This is a genomic window from Sphingopyxis macrogoltabida (assembly GCF_001314325.1).
Classification (GTDB): Bacteria; Pseudomonadota; Alphaproteobacteria; order Sphingomonadales; family Sphingomonadaceae; genus Sphingopyxis; species Sphingopyxis macrogoltabida.
In genome coordinates, this window is sequence record NZ_CP009429.1 from 171,580 (window position 1) to 190,109 (window position 18,530).

Annotated in this window: 17 protein-coding genes; 9 read left to right on the forward strand and 8 right to left on the reverse strand. The window is 64.5% G+C overall.

The genetic code is table 11. The features are described 5' to 3' along the window. Window positions 1-50: 50 nt before the first annotated feature. Window positions 51-200 carry a hypothetical protein gene (locus tag LH19_RS28970; RefSeq protein WP_167346262.1) on the reverse strand — a complete coding sequence of 50 codons (150 nt, stop codon included), beginning with the start codon at window positions 198-200 and terminating at the stop codon, window positions 51-53. Between the two features lie 384 nt (window positions 201-584). Here LH19_RS28970 and LH19_RS00855 point away from each other — a divergent pair, with 384 nt between their 5' ends. Further along, window positions 585-1,061: a hypothetical protein gene (locus LH19_RS00855; protein WP_054724082.1), complete on the forward strand. Its 477-nt coding sequence runs from the start codon at window positions 585-587 to the stop codon at window positions 1,059-1,061. 113 nt (window positions 1,062-1,174) lie between these two features. Here LH19_RS00855 and LH19_RS00860 read toward each other — a convergent pair whose 3' ends face one another. After that, on the reverse strand, window positions 1,175-1,489 hold the full coding sequence (locus tag LH19_RS00860) for a GIY-YIG nuclease family protein (RefSeq protein WP_054724084.1): 315 nt from the start codon (window positions 1,487-1,489) through the stop codon (window positions 1,175-1,177). A 481-nt stretch (window positions 1,490-1,970) separates the two neighbouring features. On the opposite strand from LH19_RS00860, the gene LH19_RS00870 reads away from it, so the two are divergent. Further along, window positions 1,971-3,142, forward strand: a protein-coding gene (locus LH19_RS00870; protein ID WP_145923318.1) for an IS3-like element ISSpma3 family transposase whose coding sequence is annotated in 2 segments (ribosomal slippage) — window positions 1,971-2,223 and window positions 2,223-3,142 — 1,173 coding nt in all. Because the reading frame shifts where the segments join, the coding sequence is not laid out codon by codon here. A gap of 29 nt (window positions 3,143-3,171) precedes the next feature. Here the strand turns inward: LH19_RS00870 and LH19_RS28320 are convergent. The 6 genes from LH19_RS28320 to LH19_RS00900 all read right to left on the reverse strand — a co-directional run bounded on the left by LH19_RS28320 (window position 3,172) and on the right by LH19_RS00900 (window position 10,907). After that, window positions 3,172-3,882 carry a hypothetical protein gene (locus LH19_RS28320; protein ID WP_145923319.1) on the reverse strand — a complete coding sequence of 237 codons (711 nt, stop codon included), beginning with the start codon at window positions 3,880-3,882 and terminating at the stop codon, window positions 3,172-3,174. A gap of 44 nt (window positions 3,883-3,926) precedes the next feature. Next, entirely contained in the window at window positions 3,927-4,157 is a 231-nt protein-coding gene (locus tag LH19_RS00880) for a hypothetical protein (RefSeq protein WP_054724102.1), read from the reverse strand. 135 nt (window positions 4,158-4,292) lie between these two features. Continuing rightward, entirely contained in the window at window positions 4,293-5,354 is a 1,062-nt protein-coding gene (locus tag LH19_RS00885; protein ID WP_054724104.1) for a ribonucleotide-diphosphate reductase subunit beta, read from the reverse strand. Between the two features lie 66 nt (window positions 5,355-5,420). Next, complete coding sequence (locus LH19_RS00890; RefSeq protein WP_054724106.1) at window positions 5,421-5,858, reverse strand: endonuclease domain-containing protein; 438 nt, start codon at window positions 5,856-5,858, stop codon at window positions 5,421-5,423. A gap of 62 nt (window positions 5,859-5,920) precedes the next feature. Next, entirely contained in the window at window positions 5,921-7,879 is a 1,959-nt protein-coding gene (locus LH19_RS00895; RefSeq protein ID WP_054724108.1) for a ribonucleoside-diphosphate reductase subunit alpha, read from the reverse strand. Window positions 7,880-8,615: 736 nt separating this feature from the next. Next, complete coding sequence (locus LH19_RS00900) at window positions 8,616-10,907, reverse strand: EAL domain-containing protein (protein ID WP_234716040.1); 2,292 nt, start codon at window positions 10,905-10,907, stop codon at window positions 8,616-8,618. A 372-nt stretch (window positions 10,908-11,279) separates the two neighbouring features. On the opposite strand from LH19_RS00900, the gene LH19_RS00905 reads away from it, so the two are divergent. The 7 genes from LH19_RS00905 to mreB all read left to right on the forward strand — a co-directional run bounded on the left by LH19_RS00905 (window position 11,280) and on the right by mreB (window position 18,525). Further along, on the forward strand, window positions 11,280-11,657 hold the full coding sequence (locus LH19_RS00905) for a BlaI/MecI/CopY family transcriptional regulator (RefSeq protein WP_054724110.1): 378 nt from the start codon (window positions 11,280-11,282) through the stop codon (window positions 11,655-11,657). Beyond that, a complete protein-coding gene (locus LH19_RS00910) occupies window positions 11,657-13,396 on the forward strand; it encodes a M56 family metallopeptidase (protein WP_054724112.1) in 1,740 nt (579 codons plus the stop codon). The genes LH19_RS00905 and LH19_RS00910 overlap by 1 nt, the downstream gene beginning before the upstream one ends. Before the next feature lie 127 nt (window positions 13,397-13,523). Next, window positions 13,524-14,264: a hypothetical protein gene (locus LH19_RS00915; RefSeq protein ID WP_054724114.1), complete on the forward strand. Its 741-nt coding sequence runs from the start codon at window positions 13,524-13,526 to the stop codon at window positions 14,262-14,264. After that, a complete protein-coding gene (locus tag LH19_RS00920; protein WP_234716041.1) occupies window positions 14,261-16,363 on the forward strand; it encodes a TonB-dependent receptor plug domain-containing protein in 2,103 nt (700 codons plus the stop codon). Before LH19_RS00915 ends, LH19_RS00920 begins: the two co-directional genes overlap by 4 nt. Window positions 16,364-16,380: 17 nt before the next feature. Further along, window positions 16,381-16,758, forward strand: coding sequence for a reverse transcriptase-like protein (locus LH19_RS00925; protein WP_082395363.1), 378 nt, complete (start codon window positions 16,381-16,383; stop codon window positions 16,756-16,758). Window positions 16,759-16,850: 92 nt separating this feature from the next. Beyond that, complete coding sequence (locus tag LH19_RS00930) at window positions 16,851-17,294, forward strand: hypothetical protein (RefSeq protein WP_234716042.1); 444 nt, start codon at window positions 16,851-16,853, stop codon at window positions 17,292-17,294. A 190-nt stretch (window positions 17,295-17,484) separates the two neighbouring features. Further along, window positions 17,485-18,525 carry a rod shape-determining protein gene (gene mreB / locus LH19_RS00935; protein ID WP_054586500.1) on the forward strand — a complete coding sequence of 347 codons (1,041 nt, stop codon included), beginning with the start codon at window positions 17,485-17,487 and terminating at the stop codon, window positions 18,523-18,525. Window positions 18,526-18,530: the final 5 nt, after the last annotated feature.

The following is an 18,530-nucleotide window of genomic DNA, read 5'->3' on the forward strand; positions in this document are numbered from 1 at the left end:
GCGGCGGGACGGCGCGATGCTGCGACGAAGCGCCGGTCCGTGCGGTTTGATCAGTGCGGCTTGGCGCCGGTGCCGATCAGCTTGTTGAGCGTCGCGATGCGCTGGCGCGCCGCGGTCCAGTCGCGCTCGGGATGCGCCTGAATCTGCTCGAGGAGGACGCGCACCTCCTTGCGGCGGTCGCCTTCGGTTACGGCCTGCATGGGCTTTCTCCTTCCGGGCGGCACTATAGCATCGCGGCGCGGCCTGCGGCGACGGTTTGTCGCGCGGCGGGGGCGGCTTGACCCTCGCGGGCGGCGTGCGCGCCGGGCAAAGGTCGCTAAGGTGACGCACAGCGCGCCCGGGGCGAAAGGTCGCAAAGATCGTGCGCGGGTGCGATGTTCGGCGCGGCGGGATTCGGCCGGGCGGGTGGAGGGGCGGATTGACGGGTCAAAGAGCGAAGGGCGGCAGGCTGGCACGCTGCGGCAATGTGGGAAAGGCGCGCGCGGTCCTATTTCGCGCGGCCGTTCCGCACGGGGGCGCGGCGGGGGTGGCGCGGCGCGGTGCGAGTGCCTATCTGGGCCGCGATGACAGGCGGGGACCGGAATATGGTGGTGGTGGCGCGGCTGCGCGCGGCGCCGCTGGTGGCGTGGCAGTTCGGCTGCGCGCTGCTGCTCGGCGTGCTCGCGGCGCGGCTCGACTGGCACGGCGGCCTTGCCGAAATGCTGCGGACGATGGTCTTCGTGCAGCCGCTGGTCGGGCTGGGCATCGTCGCGGTGCTGACTTTATGGGCCTATTGGATCGGCGTGTGGCGGCGGCGCGGCGATTATCTGCGCCACGACGGGGTGACGCTCTATCGCGGCGGCAGCACCCGATGGCCGCTGGCGCTGGTCCGCAATGTCGTGGTGACGCGCGGCGAGACCGGGCTGCATGCGCTGCGGCTGGTCGTCGACGACGACAGCGAGGTCACGCGCGAACTGGTGAAGCTCTATCTGCTCGACGGCCCGCCCGAGGTGGTGCGCGACGGGGTGATGTTCGCGGTGGCGCGGGCGGGTGGCGGTTTGGGGGTGGTTACGGTGCATTGAGGGAATTGCGGCGCATTTCCCACTTTCGTCATCCCGGACTTGATCCGGGATCCAAGCCACGGCCGTAGAATGGATCCCGGATCAAGTCCGGGATGACGATGGAGGGAGAGGCATCACCCGAAAAGGGACGGCAATCCCAATTCCTCCGCCAAGTCGCGCCACCGCGGGTTCGCCGCCTCGATCAGCTCGATCTTCCACTTCCGCTGCCAATTCTTGATCTGCTTCTCGCGCGTGATCGCGGCGTGCATCGTCGCGGCGAGTTCGAACCAGACGAGCGTCTTCACGCCATAGCGATCGGTGAAGCCGCCGAAGCTGCCGTCGCGGTGCTGGCAGATGCGCTGGATCAGGTGCGAGGTGACGCCGGTGTAGAGCGTGCCGTGCCGCGCGCTCGCCATGATATAGGCGCAGGGCTGGAAGTCGGCGTGCATGGGGTGGAGGCTAGGGCGGCGATGGACCCCGGATCAAGTCCGGGGTGACGAGATTGGGTTAGAATGGAGGCTTCTGATCGCCTCGTCATGCCGGACTTGATCCGGCATCCATGCGTGTTTAGCGACGGTTTGCCGCCGTGAGCATATCCCGGCCTCCGTGTCTGAACGCTTTCATCACGACGTTGCGGTAAGGGAGATGAGAACTATCGACTGCCTTACTCAGTGAGCAAAAGTAGAGGGCCTGTTCGCGCGCGATCATCAGCGCAGGAATCTGCCGCCAACCTTCCGAACCAAGATTTCCTTTGAGTGCGCGCCGTGTAGCGTTGGTCACGATATCTGCCAATTCGAGTCCATAATCGACGCCCGAGTTAAACCGAAAATCTTCTTCCAAAAGCAGCTTGAGATTATATCCGTGCTGACGTGACCCCCTGATTTTCCTCCAACAGTGATTAGAGTCCGGCCTTGAAGGAAGGACGGACAGATGAAGCGTTTGAGGTTTTCGGAAGAGCAGATCATCGGGGTATTGAAGGAAGCGGAGGCGGGCGCGAAGACCGGCGAGCTGGCGCGGCGACACGGGGTGTCGGAAGCAACGATCTACAACTGGAAGGCCAAGTATGGCGGCCTGGAGGTGTCCGAGGCGAAGCGGCTGCGCTCGCTCGAGGACGAGAACGCGAAGCTGAAGCGGCTGCTTGCGGACTCGATGCTCGACAATGCGGCGCTGAAGGATCTTCTCACAAAAAAATGGTGACGCCCGCCGTTCAGCGGGAAGCGGTCGCCCATCTCCAGGCTTGCCATGGGATGAGCGAGCGGCGGGCGTGCCGTGTCACAGGGGCCGATCGGAAGAGCATGCGCTACCGGTCGCAGCGTGGTGACGATGCCGAGGTTCGGGAGAAGCTGCGCGAGCTGGCGCAGCAGCGTCGCCGGTTCGGTTATCGACGCCTGCATATCCTGCTGCGCCGGGAGGGCGTGATGATCAACAGGAAGAAGACTCAGCGCCTGTATCGGGAGGAAGGACTGATGGTCCGACGAAGACGTAACCGGCGCCGGGCGATCGGTGCTCGGGCGCCCGCACCGGTGCTGGCGCTACCGAACCAGCGGTGGAGCCTCGACTTCGTGCATGATCAGATGGCGTCAGGCCGGCGGTTCCGGGTGCTCAACATCGTCGACGACGTGACGCGGGAGTGCCTGCGCGCGGTGCCCGACACGTCGATCTCCGGGCGCCGGGTCGTGCGCGAGCTCAGCGATCTGATCGAGGAACGCGGCAGGCCGGGGATGATCGTCAGCGACAACGGGACCGAGCTGACATCGAACGCGGTGCTCGCATGGTGCGGTGAGGTCGGCGTCGAGTGGCATTATATCGCACCCGGCAAGCCGATGCAGAACGGCTATGTCGAGAGCTTCAATGGCCGGATGCGTGATGAGCTTCTGAACGAGACGCTGTTCCTCGACCTCGACCATGCCCGCACAGTGATCGCGGCCTGGGCCGAAGATTACAACCAGTCGCGGCCGCACTCGGCACTTGGATATGAGACACCGGCGGCGTTCGCCGCCGAACTGCATAAGCAATGGCCTGCGCAGCTACGCCCTTCGGGCTCCGCTGCGCAGGCCATTGCTTACACCGCGCTCATGCGCAACAAAGCTGCTGGGCTCTAATCCCGGCTGGTGGAAACCAGGGGGTCACGTCAGTGCTCGTAAGGAAGTATCGTTTCTTTCAGATAGTCGGGCATCGGCATCAGGTATTTGTTGTCAAACGCGGTATAATCCAACCAGTCCAGCATGATCACTGGTTCGCGAGCTAACGCCGACTGGAGGAATCCTGCCTTGGTTGTCGACCACCAGTTTTCCGAACTGGTCTCGCTATCAACCCCCTTACCGTCAACCACCCAATGAAAATTGAGAATTTCCTTTGGTTGCCGCTGTATCCAGTAGGCTGGAAGCTCCCGTATGATCCGAGCGAGTAGCACGTTCATTAGAGCAGCTTGCACATAGAGTGGCAGGGCCATCGCTTCGAGACGAGACTTGAGCTTCTTCACGCCTGCGACAAGCTCTGGATGATGTTGGTCTGTCAGATTGGCAGTTAGCGCCTCGGCTGCCTTTTGTTGATGTCCTGCAAGATCCGTCGCAGACTCTCGTCCCATTTCGATCACGATAGCTTCGAAAAGACAGTGATTTCGTCGGAGCCATGTTATGACGGAATCGACTTGGGCTTCGTTAAGCCGTCGCCCTTTTACCTCGCCTCCCTCCTTGGGCAGATGTTGACGCAGTCGCACATATTTTTGAAAAAGGCGATCAATCGTATAGTCGGGGACAATGAGCGCGCCGACAATACATGGGCTCGTTTGCCCGGCCGCCGGTATTGCGAAAGTACCAGATTCGTCGATGAAGATGTGCAAATCAAAGCCTGCCCTGCACTAGTCGGCAGTTACATTGCGGCTTCTCAAACCGAAAACCCACCCGCATTCCGCCGGTTCGATCCCGCCGCGAGTACCTTCTTGCCTGTCGGGGTCAGTGTCCACTTCGCGCCCTGCTGCACGACCAGTCCCAATTCGACGAGTTCGTCGCGGATCGGGTCGGTGGGGAGTTGGGGGCGGCGGTTCGAGAGGCCTTCGAGGGTTGCGCGCTGGGGCTGGCTGAGGACGAGGAGTTTGAGTTTTTTCTTGTCGGTCATTTTGGCCTCTGACGTCTTGTTGTTCGTTCGTCGGGAGCGTGGTGCTGTCTCGCGAAACCCCACCCCGCTTCACTAGGCCAGCAAGCTGGCAAGTTTCGCTGCCCCTCCCCTGAAGGGGAGGGTTAATAGGGTCGCTTACTCCGCCGCGATGCCGGCTTTGGCGAACATGTCCTCGCCGTCGTTCTCGGCGTCGGCCGCCGGGGCGTCGTCGCTGGTCTTGGCTTTCTTGCGGTTGTCGAAGCTGGTCCACACGGTGTTCCAGTCGCCGCGCGTCGCGCCCTTCGAATATTCGGTGGCGCGCGTTTCGAAGAAGTTGGCGTGCTCGACGCCGTTGAGCAGCGGGGCGAGCCAGGGGAGGGGGTGTTCGTCGATCATGTAGATCGGCTGGAAGCCGAGCTGACCCAGGCGCCAGTCGGCGATGTAGCGGATGTAGCGCTTGATCTCCTTCGGCGTCATGCCGGGGACGGGGCCCTGTTCGAAGGCGAGGTCGATGAACGCATCCTCGAGCCGCACCGTCTTCTGGCAGGTGTCGATGATGTCTTCCTTCACCGCCTTGGTCAGGCAGCCGCGTTCCTTGGTGAAGGTGTGGAACAGCTTGATGATGCCTTCGCAGTGGAGGCTTTCGTCGCGGATCGACCAGCTCACGATCTGGCCCATGCCCTTCATCTTGTTGAAGCGCGGGAAGTTCATCAGCATCGCGAAGCTGGCGAAAAGCTGGAGCCCCTCGGTAAAGCCGCCGAACATCGCGAGGGTGCGCGCGATATCCTCGTCATTTTCGACGCCGAACTGCTGCATATAGTCGTGCTTGGCGCGCATCTCGTCATATTCGAGGAACATGCCATATTCGCTCTCGGGCATGCCGATGGTGTCGAGCAGGTGGCTGTATGCCGCGATATGCACCGTTTCCATGTTGCTGAACGCGGTCAGCATCATCTTGATCTCGGTCGGCTTGAACACGCTGCCATATTTTTCGTGGTAGCAATCCTGCACCTCGATATCGGCCTGGGTGAAGAAGCGGAAAATCTGGGTGAGCAAATTGCGTTCGTGATCGCTGATCTTCTGCGCCCAGTCGCGGCAATCCTCGCCCAGCGGCACTTCCTCGGGCACCCAGTGGATCTGCTGCTGGCGCTTCCAGAAATCGAACGCCCACGGATATTCGAAGGGCTTGTAGGTCTTGCGGGCTTCCAGCAATGGCATCGGTCAAACTCCGGTCGAAGGCGGTTCCAACCCCTCTCCCATCGGGAGAGGGAGGGGCCCAAGGCGTCAGCCTTGGGAGGGTGAGGGTGTATGGCGGTTGGATGCTGGCGATTGGTCGCCCTCACCCTTCCGCAACTTCGTTGCTCCTTCCCTCGCCCGAAGGGAGAGGGAGATTTGGGTCATAACGCCTTCGGTGTTGGCGAGGACGTCATTGTTCCAGAAGCGCAGGACGGTGAGGCCCTGCGCCTGCAGAAATTCGGTGCGGCGGGCGTCGTGCGATGCCGCGTCCGCATGCTGGCCGCCGTCCACCTCGATCACCAGCTTCGCAGCGAAGCTGAAGAAATCGGCGAAATAGGGGCCGATCGGAACCTGCCGCCGCCATTTGAGGGCTGGGAAGGTTTCACGTAGCGCGCGCCACATCCGCTTTTCGGCGTCGGTGGCGTCCTTGCGCAATGTCCGGGCGCGGGAGACGGTGCCGGAGGGTTGATTGCGATAGGTTCGCATGGGGAGCGCCCTCACCCTTCCGGCGCTGCGCGCCTCCCTCCCTCTCCCGGTGGGAGAGGGGTTTACTGGCATGCCAGGCACTCGTCGTAATCGGTGCTCTCGGCGCTGAGTTCGAACTTCGCCGCTTCGGGCGTGTTGTCGGCCTCGACTCCGCCCGCGAAGCCGGCGCGCTGCACCGATTTCGAGCGGAGATAATAGAGCGATTTGATGCCGAGTTCCCACGCGCGATAGTGGAGCATGAGCAGGTCCCACTTCTCGACGTCGGCGGGGATGAAGAGGTTCAGCGACGCCGCCTGATCGATGTACGGCGTGCGGTCGGCGGCGAGTTCGAGCAGCCAGCGCTGGTCGATCTCGAAGCTGGTCTTGTAGCAGTCCTTCTCGTCCTGCGTCAGGAAGTCGAGGTGCTGGACGCTGCCACCCTTTTCGAGGATCGAGTTCCAGATATTGTCGCTGTTCTTTGCCTTGTCGACGAGCAGCGCCTCGAGATGCGGGTTGCGGATCGAGAAGCTGCCCGAGAGCGTCTTGTGCGTGTAGATGTTCGCCGGGATCGGCTCGATGCACGCGCTGGTGCCGCCGCAGATGATGCTGATCGACGCGGTCGGCGCGATCGCCATCTTGCACGAAAAGCGCTCCATCACGCCCTGATCGGCGGCGTCGGGGCAGGGGCCGCGCTCGTTGGCGAGCAGCATCGACGCCTGATCGACCTGCGCGCGGATATGCTTGAAGACGCGCAGGTTCGACGATTTCGCCATCGCGCCCTCGAACGGCAGGCCGCGCGCCTGCAGGAAGCTGTGGAAGCCCATGACGCCGAGGCCGACCGAGCGTTCGCGACTGGCGCTATATTTGGCGCGCGCCATTTCGGGCGGGGCGCGGTCGATATAGTCCTGCAGGACATTGTCGAGCATGCGCATGACGTCTTCGATGAAGCGCTTGTCGCCGTTCCACTCGTCCCAGGTTTCGAGGTTCAAGGAGGAGAGGCAGCAGACCGCTGTGCGATCGTTGCCGAGATGGTCGCGGCCGGTGGGCAGGGTGATTTCCGAGCAGAGGTTCGAGGTGGTGACCTTGAGCCCGAGGTCGCGATGATGCTTCGGCATCATGCGGTTCACCTGATCGATGAAGATGATGTAGGGCTCGCCGGTCGCGAGGCGCGTTTCGACGAGCTTCTGGAACAGCCCGCGCGCATCGACGGTGCCGCGGACGCTCTGGTCCTTCGGGCTGCGCAGGTTGAATTCGGCGCCGTCGCGGACGGCCTCCATGAACTCGTCGGTGATCAGCACGCCGTGGTGGAGGTTCAGTGCCTTGCGGTTGAAGTCGCCCGAGGGTTTGCGGACCTCGAGGAATTCCTCGATCTCGGGGTGCGAGATATCGAGGTAGCAGGCGGCCGAACCGCGGCGGAGCGAGCCTTGGCTGATCGCGAGGGTGAGGCTGTCCATGACGCGGACGAAGGGGATGATGCCGCTGGTCTTGCCGTTCAAACCGACGGGTTCGCCGATGCCGCGCACCGCGCCCCAGTAAGTGCCGATGCCGCCGCCGCGGCTGGCGAGCCAGACATTCTCGTTCCACGTGCCGACGATGCCTTCGAGGCTGTCGTCGACCGAATTGAGGTAGCAGGAGATAGGGAGGCCGCGGCCGGTGCCGCCGTTCGAGAGAACGGGGGTGGCGGGCATGAACCACAGCTTCGAGATATAGTCGTAGAGGCGCTGCGCGTGATCCTGATCGTCGGCATAGGCCGACGCGACGCGCGCGAAGAGATCCTGGTACGATTCGCCGGGCAGGAGATAGCGGTCCTGCAGCGTTTCCTTGCCGAAATCGGTGAGCAGCGCGTCGCGGCTGCTGTCGGTGGTCACTTCGAACCGGCGCGCGTGAACCTTGGGCTCGCTGCTGTCGTTGAGCTTGGCGGCGGGAGGCGATTCGGGAGCCGATTCGCCCTTCGATTCGGGTGCCGCCGGAGCGTCATTCTTTGTCAGTTCCACCGTCGCCACGTCGCTCGTCTCCACCCGTTCCGTTTCCCGAAAATCCATCTGGTTCGCCCCCATTTTAACCAGCGCCGCGCGGCGCTTTGTTCCTGTCTTGTTCGACTCGGGACGAAGCCCCGACCGTAGCATCTAAACCGCCCCGCGGGGCACATATTTTTGGGCGCAAGAAGGGTTTTCCCGTGCCCATATGGGATGGGCGACGGAAATCCGCCACTTACAGCCTGATACAATTTCTTGGGGTGCCCCCGCTGGTTACCCACCACCTATAGTGCCACGTCGGCGCGGCGATGCAAGACGGTAAATGACAGATTAGGGACTCGGTTCGTCGATATTTTGATTCAGTTCGTCGCGCGGAACGCGCCGGCCGCAGGCAAAAGATCAGCCTTTCTGCGGCCCCGCGCCCGATCGGTGTCCGGAACGCGGTGCGGCTGAATTTTTTCGGGCCGATACAGACCCTTCGCCGGCACCTCTTGACCGACACACCATATATTGGGGCAAGCCCGGCCGGGGACGCAAGAGCGGTTAACCAAGCCGCGGACAAAAAGGGCAGGCGGGCAAAGAAAAAGGGCCCCGGCGATGCCGGAGCCCTTTGTCTAACCCTGGGGGCCGTTAGGCCTGACCGCCACCGTTACCGGAGCCGGCGCCACCCAGAAATTTCCAAAACCAACCCATTTGAAATCTCCTGTAGGCACTGCCAATTCCACGGCAGTTAAAGCGACGTATACCTTAAAAAACAAGGTAAAGCGAGTCTTAACCTTAACAAATGGTTCCAAAATGGCAGTTATGCCGAGCGGCTGTGGGGAGCGGTCGAGAGATTGGCCGAAAGCTCGGAAAATAGCTGCGGCTTTCCAAGATGATACCCTTGGCCAACGTCGCATCCGAGCCCTTCGAGCAGGGTCATGGTTTCGCGATCCTCGATGCCTTCGGCGACGGCGATGGCACCAAGACGGTGCGCGAGGTCGATCGTCGATTTGACGACTTCGAAGTTGCGCTGCGAATCGCGCATCGTCATCACGAAACGCTTGTCGATCTTGATCTCGTCGGCCTCGATCTCGGTCAGATATTCGAGGTTCGACTGGCCAGTGCCATAATCGTCGATCGACAGACGGATGCCCGAACGGCGAAGCTGGGCGAGCGTCTGGCGCGCCTGGCGGCTATTTTCGATCTGCGCGGTCTCGGTGATCTCGATCGTCAGCCATTCGGGCGACAGATGATGCGCGGTCAGCATAACGCGGATCGTGCCGACGAGGTCGCTGTGGTCGAGCAGCGTCGCCGACAGGTTGACCGACATGTGGATCTTGAAGCCGCGCGCGTGGAGCTGTGCCGTCGAGCGGATCGCCTGATCCATGACGAACAGGGTGAGGCGGTAGATGTCCTGGCTTTTTTCGGCCTGGACGATGAACTCGTCGGGCGGAATCGGTCCGCGCGTCGGGTGCGTCCAGCGCGCGAGGGCCTCGACCCCGACGAGCTTGCCCGAGGCGATTTCATATTGCGGCTGGAAGGCGACCCAGATGTCGCCGCCGGTGAGCGCGTCCTCGAGCTGCGAGTGGAAGCTGAGCTGCCAGCCGGCGTCTTCCTTCTGGCGCGGCGAATATTTGGTCCACAAGGCGCGGCTGCGCACCGATTTTTCGGCGGCGACGAGCGCCGCGGCGAGCCGCTGGGCGTTCGAGCCCTCGAACTCGTCATTGACGCCGAAGGCGATTGCGACGTCGACGCGCAGTTCGCCGATCGTCAGCGGCGCGTTGAACAGCGCGGCAAGCCCCGCGAGATGCCCCTCGATCTGGCTGTGCTGATAATAGGGAACGAGCCAGGCGAAGGTGCCGTCGAGATCGTGATGGAGCTGCGTGCCGTGGCAAGCGAGCGTCAGGCGGCGGGCGACCTGGTCGACCATCTGCTGGCTGCCCTCGCCGGGGAGGAAGGCGGCGAGATCCTCGAAATTGACGAGCTTCGCAGCGATGATCGTTGCGCTGCCGAACGGCTGCTGGGTGCGCAGCGCCTCGAAATTGGGCAGGCCCGATACCGGGTTTTCGCGCTGGGCCGAGAAATGGCGGCGCTTGCGCGAGACGTTGGCGCCGAGCGCGGCGATGAAAAAGGCCGCGGCGCCGATCTCGACCGAGACCAGCGACACGGTCAGGAAGATTTTCGCGGCCGCGGTTACGCCGATCACGCCGAAGGCGGCGCGGCTGTACCAGCGGCCGCGATCGAACATCAGGGCGGCGAGCAGGATGATGGCGGCCGCGAGCAGCGGCGGGAGCCAGCCGATATCGACGGGCATCCCGCGCTTGAGCGTCTCGCCCGCGATCAGGTGGATATAGGCGCCGGGAATCTTGTTGTGACCCGGCAGATAATGCTGGTCGGGCGACGCCGTCGAGGCGGGCGCGAAAATGACATCCTTGCCGTGCAATTGCGCGGCCCCGACCTTGCCCGAGATGACGTCGATCGCGCTGTAGCGGGTCACCGTTTCGGTGTCGTAGGAATAATCGATGGCGAATTGCCGGGGCTGTTCGCGGGGGTGGCCAGCCATGACGGCGGCGAAGCTGGGCAGCACCCGGCCGTCGGCGCGCACCGCCATCGGCACCTTCCAGACCTGCCAGAACCCATATTCCCAGCCGATGAACGCTTTCTGTGCGCGGTTGCCGAGGCGGGCGTCGGGCCAGACCGCACCCTCGGCTTCGGTGCCGCCGAAATTCGCCGACGGAACGGCGAGTATGATGCGGTCTTCCATGGCCTTCACTGCGGCCGCCATTTCGCCGAAGCCCGGATCCCTGACCCGGCGCTCATAGGAAAAGTCGACGAACAGGCGGTGGACGCCCGCCTTGTCGATGGCGCGGATCAGCTGGGCGTGGTTGGCGGCGGTGAAATCCTGATCGTCGACCGCCGCGAGCGTCTTGTCGTCGACCGCAACCACGACGGTTTCGCCGGAAACCGGCCGCCAGGCGATGCTGCCGAGGGCGCTTTCGACGACGCGATCGATCGGTAGCGCCACGCCGGTAACACCGACGATGACGCTGAGCAGCAACGACAGCCCGAAGGTTCGCCAGCTGACGATCATCTTGTTGCCGAGCTTGAACACGCACGTCTCCAGCGATTACCGGACGTGCCTAGTCGGCGATGGTTATCATCACGTTAATCATGAACGAAACATTGCGGCGAGCGGGGCGGGTCGGGTGTGAATATATGCTGGAACGGCGGATTTCGGCCGGGAGTGGACGTAAGTCGTTTGGAATTCCTCAATTGTGTCATTCCCGCGAAAGCGGGAACCCAGGGCGGGTTTACACTACTCTGGGTCCCCGCTTTCGCGGGGATGACAAAAGTTGGAAACGTCCGCTTTCCCACCCCAAAAACGACCATCCATCTGCCTTGGTGTATTATCTTGATAAAACCCCTTGCCAAGCATGCGCTACAAATGTAGCACGCTACAAATGTAGCGCATGAGGTGATTCGCATGTTGTCCAGTTTGCCGCCGCGGGAACGCGAGATTGTCGATGTTCTGTACGAGCGCGGTGCCTCGACGGTGACAGAGATCGGCGAGGCGCTGTCCGACGCGCTGTCGGGTTCGGCGATCCGCGCGATGCTGAAACGGCTCGAGGCCAAAGGCTTCGTGGCGCGCGAACAGTCGGAACGCGGTTTCGTCTATGCGCCGAGCGTATCGGACAAGACGGCGCGCAAATCGGCGCTGAGTCAGGTGGTGCGGGTCTTTTTCAACGGATCGGCGACCAGCGCCGCGGCGGCGCTGCTCGGCATGCAGGACGAGATGAGCGCATCCGAACTCGACGAACTGGAAAAGCTGATCGCCGGCGCGCGCGAAGGGAGGGCAAAGTGATGATCACCGCAGCAACCCTGATCGGACTCGCATGGAAATCGGCGCTCGTCGCCGGATTGACGCTGTTGCTGCTGCGCCTCGTGCGCTCGCGGTCGGCGGGTGAGCGTTCGCTGATCGCGCACGCCGGGCTTGCCGCGTTGCTGGCGCTGCCGTTGGCGACGCTGCTGCTGCCGCAGTGGCAGCCGCTTCCCGCGGACTGGGCGATCGCAGAGCCGGCGCCCGCTGCGGCGAGCACCACGAAGATAACGGGGGGATCGGCGGTCGATCCGGCCTCTTCCGCCACGGCTTCAGTCCCTGTCGTGGAGGATCCGGCCGGATCGCCGTCGATCACATTGCCCTCATTCGCCGACCTCGCGCCCGGGCTCTATGCCCTGCCGCTCGCGTTGCTCGCCGGCCTGATGGGAATCGCGGTGCTGCGCCTGTTCGCGATGCGCGGCCGCGCCGACGTGCTCGTCGAATCGTCGTGGCTCTCGGCGCTCGCCGAGGCGCAACGGCGGATGGGGTTCAAACATGGGACCGCATTGCTGGTGAGCGATGAGCTGCGTTCGCCGATCAGCTGGGGCGTGCTGCGCCCGACGATCGTGCTGAGCCCGAAGGCGGTGGCGGCGGTCGGCGAGGCCGAGGCGATCATCGCGCACGAACTTGCGCATGTTGCCCGGCTCGACTGGGCAAAGCTGCTCGCTGCGCGGCTGGCCTGCGCGCTGTTCTGGTTCAACCCGCTGGTGTGGATGCTGGCGCGCGAGAGCCATCAGCTCCGCGAGGAAGCGGCCGACGACGCCGTGCTGATGGCCGACATCGACGGTCCCGATTATGCGACGCTGCTGGTCGGCGCGGCGCGGCACGACAACAAGGCAACGCTGATCGCGGCGCACGGCGTCGCCCCGGCCAAGGGCAGCCTGAAGCGCCGGATCACGCGGGTGCTCGACGGCAGCCTGAAACGCGGTCCGGCAAGCGCGGGCTGGATCTTGATGAGCCTGGTTGTGCTGGCCGGGATCACCGCGCCGCTCGCCGCCTTTTCGGCGACGGCGGAAACAAAGGTGGCGGACGAAACCCATGCCATGGCCTTCGTCGCACAGCAGTCGGCGATACGGTCGATGCAGTCGGCCATGACGGCGAAAGACCTGACCGACGTGGAAACGAGGGACGTGGATACGGGGGCCGCTCCCGCCGCAGAGCCGCTCCGCGCCGACGATCTGGTCGGCATGCGCGCAGTCGGCGTCACCCCCGAATATGTCGAGAAGCTGCGCGAGCATGGCGGGTCGATGGACCCCGACGACATCATCGCCGCGAAGGCGACCGGGGTCGACCCCGCCTATATCGGATCGATGCGCGCGATCCTGCCGGGCGCCGATTTCGGCGATCTGGTCGGGGCGAAGCAGGTTGGGATCGACGCTGCCTTTGCCCGCGACATGAAGGAGCATTTCCCCGGGGTCGATCTCGACGACCTGATCGCGCTCAAGGCGATGGGGGTCGATTGCGACTTCGTGACCGACATGCGCAAGGCCGGCGTCCGGCTGCGCGATCCCGACGACGCGATCGAACTGCGCGCGACGGGCATGCATCCGCGGGGCAGGGGCGCGAAACGGAGCATCGTGTCGAAGGACGGCGCCACCGTCCGCTTCGGCCCCGGCCCGGTGATCGAAGCGCGCAGCGCCGACGGCCGCGTCGCGCGGATCGAAGTCCCCGAAGCGCCGGCCGCGACGCGTCCGCCGGTACCCCCCGCGCCGCCGGGCACCTGACGCCCGGGCACCTGACGCCCGGACATTCGTCCAAACCCGACATCCGTTGATCGAAGCCCTGTTTTGAAAAGCCGCTGCGGCGGCGAGCGATGACGCTCGCGCGGCGCACGGAGGGAGGAGTGCACCCATGAAAGTCCCATATCTTGCCGTCGGCGCCGCGTTGCTGTCGGTTCTTGCCTGCTCGGTTCCGAGCACCGCCGCCGACCCGCTCGTCCTGAACGACATCGAATGGCAAGCGGCGCCGGCAAAGGGCAAGGGCGAGCCGCATCTGCAGGTCAGCCGCCGGAAATCGAACAGCAGCGTGTCGATCGATGGATCGCGCCGCGAACTCGCGGGCACCGAGGCGGCGCTGCGCGGCGCGGCCGGGCCGGTGTCCTTCACGATCGTCCATGCGGCGGGCACGCTCGCCTGCACGGGGGTGCTGAAGGCGGCCCATGATGGCGCCGGTCGTTGCCGCTTTACCGCCGATCCGGGGTTCGAGCGCGACCTCGCGTCGCGCGGCCTCGCGCCCGAGGATCGCGACGACCTGCTCGCCATGCTGCTGGTCGATGCAACAATCGAACTGGCCGACGGACTGACCGCCGCGGGCGTGAAGCCGAAGGACGACGGCGACCTGATCGCCGCCGCGGCGCTCGACGTCACGCCGGCCTATGTCCGGGACCTGCAATCGGAGGCGATGACGCTCACCGCCATCGAGGATGCGATCGCGTGCAAGGCGCTCGACGTCGATGGTGCCTATCTGCGCGGGCTCGCGGCGGCCGGGTACCGGAAGCTCAGCGCCCATGATGTCGTCGGGATGAAGGCGCTCGGCGTCTCGCCCGAATATGCGCGGGCGATGAACCGCGCGGCGAGCGGGAGCGGCAAATGATGCGGATGGTCAGCCTTGCCGCGATCGGCGCAGCGCTTTGCGGTATGCCCGCGACCGCGCAGGAGGCGCCGGTCACCGGCGATACGCCGCCGCCGGCGCCGGTCGAGGCGCCCGCCGGCGGAGTCAGCCGTGCGGCGCGGCAGATCTACACGCCGGCCGACTTCGCGCGCTACGCCCCGAAGAACGCCTATGACATGCTGAAGCAGGTTCCGGGTTTCGCGATCCGCGACAATGAGGATCTGCGCGGGCTGGGGATCGCGACGGGCAATGTGCTGTTCAACGGCAAGCGGCCGTCGAACAAGGGCGACGACATGTATACCCAATTGTCGCGCATCCCCGGCGGCAATGTCGAGCGGATCGAGATCGTCGACGGCGCGACGCTCGATATTCCCGGATTGTCGGGGCAGGTCGCCAACATCGTCTATCGCGCCGACAGCTTTTCGGGGCAGTTTTCGTGGAAGCCCGAATTTCGCGCCCATTATACCGACCCCCTGTTCACGCGCGGCGACATCTCGGTGCGCGGACGGACGGGCGCGATCGAATATGAGGTGGCGCTCAACAACGACGACAGCGCGCGCAGCGGCGCCGGCGGGCCGACGCTGATCTATGACGGCGCGGGCAATATCATCGAAGAGCGCTCGGACATCTGGAACACCCATTATGACACGCCGAAGCTGTCGGCGCGCGTGACGTGGGACGGGCCGGGCGACAGCGTCGCCAACCTTGGCGGCCATTACCAGCGCAAGTACGACCGCTATTATGAGGACGGCATCCGCGTCTCGCCGGGGCAGCCCGACCGGTTGCGCACCGTACGCGACAAGGCCGATAGCTGGAATTACGAGCTTTCGGGCGATTATCAGTTCGGCTTCGGGCCGGGCAAGCTCAAGCTGATCGGGCTTCGGCGCTTCAGCCACGAGCCCTATGCCCAGGAGATCATCACCACCCCCGTCGACGGATCGACGCCGACCGGCGACCGCTTTGCGCAGGTCGGCGACCTTGGCGAAACGATCGCGCGCGCCGAATATCAGTGGAAGATGTTCGGTGGCGACTGGCAGCTCTCGGGCGAGGCCGCGTTCAACACGCTCGACAATGTCGCGTCGATCGCGGTGCTGAACCCGTCGGGTGTCTTTGTCGAACAGCCTTTCCCGGGCGGCATCGGCGGGGTCAGCGAGGACCGGTACGAGGGGCTTTTGAGCTTCGGGCGCAAGCTGACCGAGACATTGTCGTTCCAACTCGTCGCGGGCGCCGAACATTCGACGATCACCCAGACCGGCGTCGATGGCCAGAGGCGCAGCTTTTTCCGGCCCAAAGGATCGGTGACGCTCGCCTGGGCACCGTCGGCGGATTTCGACCTGTCGGTGAAGCTGCGGCGGCGCGTGCTACAACTGTCCTTCTATGACTTCCTGGCGCGCGCTTTCCTCAACGACGACAACCAGAATGAAGTCAACAACGACCTCAGGCCCCAGCAGGACTGGACCTTCGAAGCCGAGGCGAACAAGAAGCTGGGGGCCTGGGGATCGACCAAGCTCAACTTCATCTATCGCGACGTCGAGGACCGCGTCGACGTGATCCCGGTCGGCGCCGACGGCGAGGCGGTCGGCAATATCGACAAGTCGCGCGCCTGGGCCATCGACTGGACCTCGACGATCAACCTCGACCCCGCCGGGCTGAAGGGCGTCAAGCTCGACACGCGCCTGCTGTACCAGAAATCTTCGGTGCGCGACCCCTTCACGGGGGAGAAGCGATCCTATTCGGGGTGGACCGACACGGTGGCCGAAATCAACCTGCGCCACGACATCGCGGGGACCGACTGGGCGTGGGGCGCGGGCGGCGAATATGGCCATTACCAGCCCAATTATCGCCGCAACCAGTCCGACAAGGTCTGGGAAGGCCCGGTCTTCGCCAATGTCTTCGTCGAGCACAAGAATGTGATGGGGCTGACCGTCCGCGCGACGATCGCCAATGCGCTGAATGCGCGGTCGAAGCGCGATCGCACGGTCTATACCGGCGTGCGCGGTGACAGCCCGATCGACTTCGTCGAAAAGCGCAACCGGCTGATCGGGCCGATCTTCGCCTTTTCGGTGCGCGGGAAGTTCTAGCGCATTAAGGCGGGCGGATGAGAAGTCGCCGCACCAAAATCTACTTCGACGGCGGTTGCCGCCCCAATCCGGGGATGATGGAGATCGCCGTCGTCACCGGTGGCGTCGCCGAGATCGAACGCGACGCCGGGCAGGGCAGCAGCATGGAGGCCGAATGGCTGGCGCTGCTCGCGGCGCTGCGGCTGGCGCGGAGGCAAGGGCTTGCCGACTTCGTGTTGCTCGGCGACGCGGCGGCGGTGGTCGCGCAGGCGAATGGCGCGGTGCGGGCGCCCGGCGCGATGGCAGCGCATCTGTCCGCCTTCTTTGTACTGGCCAGCGACGGCCCGGCGCCGCGCGTGCGGCACATCAAACGGACCCAAAATCTGGCCGGCATCGCGCTTGCGCGAGGCCGATAGCGGCAGGGTCCGCATACCAGTTGTTAAGCGCCGGTCCGCTATCCCCGCAGCGACCAAATGGAAGACCGGACCCGTTGAAGCAGACTCATCCCTTGCCCGTTCATCACAGCTGGCCGCTCTATGAGCGCGACCGCTTTTTCGAGCTCGGCCAGCTGCACGGGGTCGACACGCTGGACCCCGTTCCCGACCTCGTCGATATCGTGGTGCCCGTGCGGCCCGCACGGCTCGGCCGGTGGGAATGCGACCTGATCGACAATGACCGGCTGAACTGGTCGGACGAAGTTTATGACATCTTCGGTATAACGCGCCGCGCGGCGGTGACGCGCGAAGAGGCGGTCGCGCTTTATGGCGAAGGATCGCGCGCGGCGATGGAAAAGCTCCGCGCCTATGCGATCCGGTACCGGCGCGGCTTTACCATCGATGTCGAGATCAGGCCCGCACAGGCCGGGCCGCGGTGGATGCGATTGATCGCGGCGCCGGTGTGCATCGACGATCGGGTCGTCAAGTTGCAGGGACTGAAATTCGTCCTCCGCTAGATCGCGGCAAAGCGTGCCGGACCAGCGCCGGACCGCGCGCCGCGCTCGACCGGACCTGAGAAAAGACCGGTCTGGGCCACCGGCGTTGACGCCTTCGGGCCGTCGTCACAATCCGAAGATCGCGGTCGTTGCGGGCATTTGTGCGCGCGCCCGATTCTTCACCCCTGATAGCCAAAGGCTCCCGCCACATATGAAATTCTTCAATCGGTTCGCATCGGCCGCCCACGACATGGCCATCGACCTGGGAACCGTGAACACCGTGGTTTATGCGCGTGACAAGGGGATTGTCCTGAACGAGCCGTCGGTCGTCGCGCTGGAGACGCGCGACGGCGTGCGGCGCGTCAAGGTGGTCGGCAACGAAGCCAAGCTGATGATGGGCAAGACGCCGAGCAATATCCAGGCGATCCGGCCGCTGCGCGACGGCGTGATCGCCGACATCGACGTCGCCGAACAGATGATCAAGCACTTCATCGACAAGGCGAAGGGCGGATCGGGGCCGCTGCGCCAGCGCAGCAATGTCGTGATCTGCGTCCCGTCGGGGTCGACGATGGTCGAACGCCGCGCGATCCGCGATGCCGCGACCAACGCCGGCGCGGTGACGGTCCAGCTGATCGAGGAATCGCTGGCCGCGGCGATCGGCGCGGGATTGCAGGTGACGCAGCCGACGGGCGCGATGGTCGTCGATATCGGCGGCGGTACGACCGAGGTCGCCATCCTGTCGCTCGGCGGCATCGCCTACAGCAATTCGGTGCGCGTCGGCGGCGACAAGATGGACGACATGATTTCCTCCTACATCCGCCGCAAGCACAACCTGATGATCGGCGAAATGACCGCCGAGCGCGTCAAGCTGGCGATCGGCTGCGCGACCCCGCCCGAGGGCGACGGCATCGTGATGGGGGTCAAGGGCCGCGATCTGGTGACCGGCCGTCCGTCAGAGGTCCGGGTGTCCGAAGCCGAGGTCGCCGAAGCGCTGGCCGAACCCGTCGGGCAGATCGTCGCCGCGGTGCGTGCGGCGCTCGAGCAGACGCCCCCCGAACTGTCGGCCGACATCATCGATTACGGCATCACGCTGACCGGCGGCGGCGCGCTGCTCGGGCGGATGGATCAGGCGATCGCCCGCGCCACCGGCCTGCACGTGCAGGTCGCCGAGGACGCGCTGATCTGCGTCGCGATGGGGGCAGGGCTGGCGTTCGAGGATCGCGCCTATCACGGCGTGCTGCTCGCCGCCTGACCGGC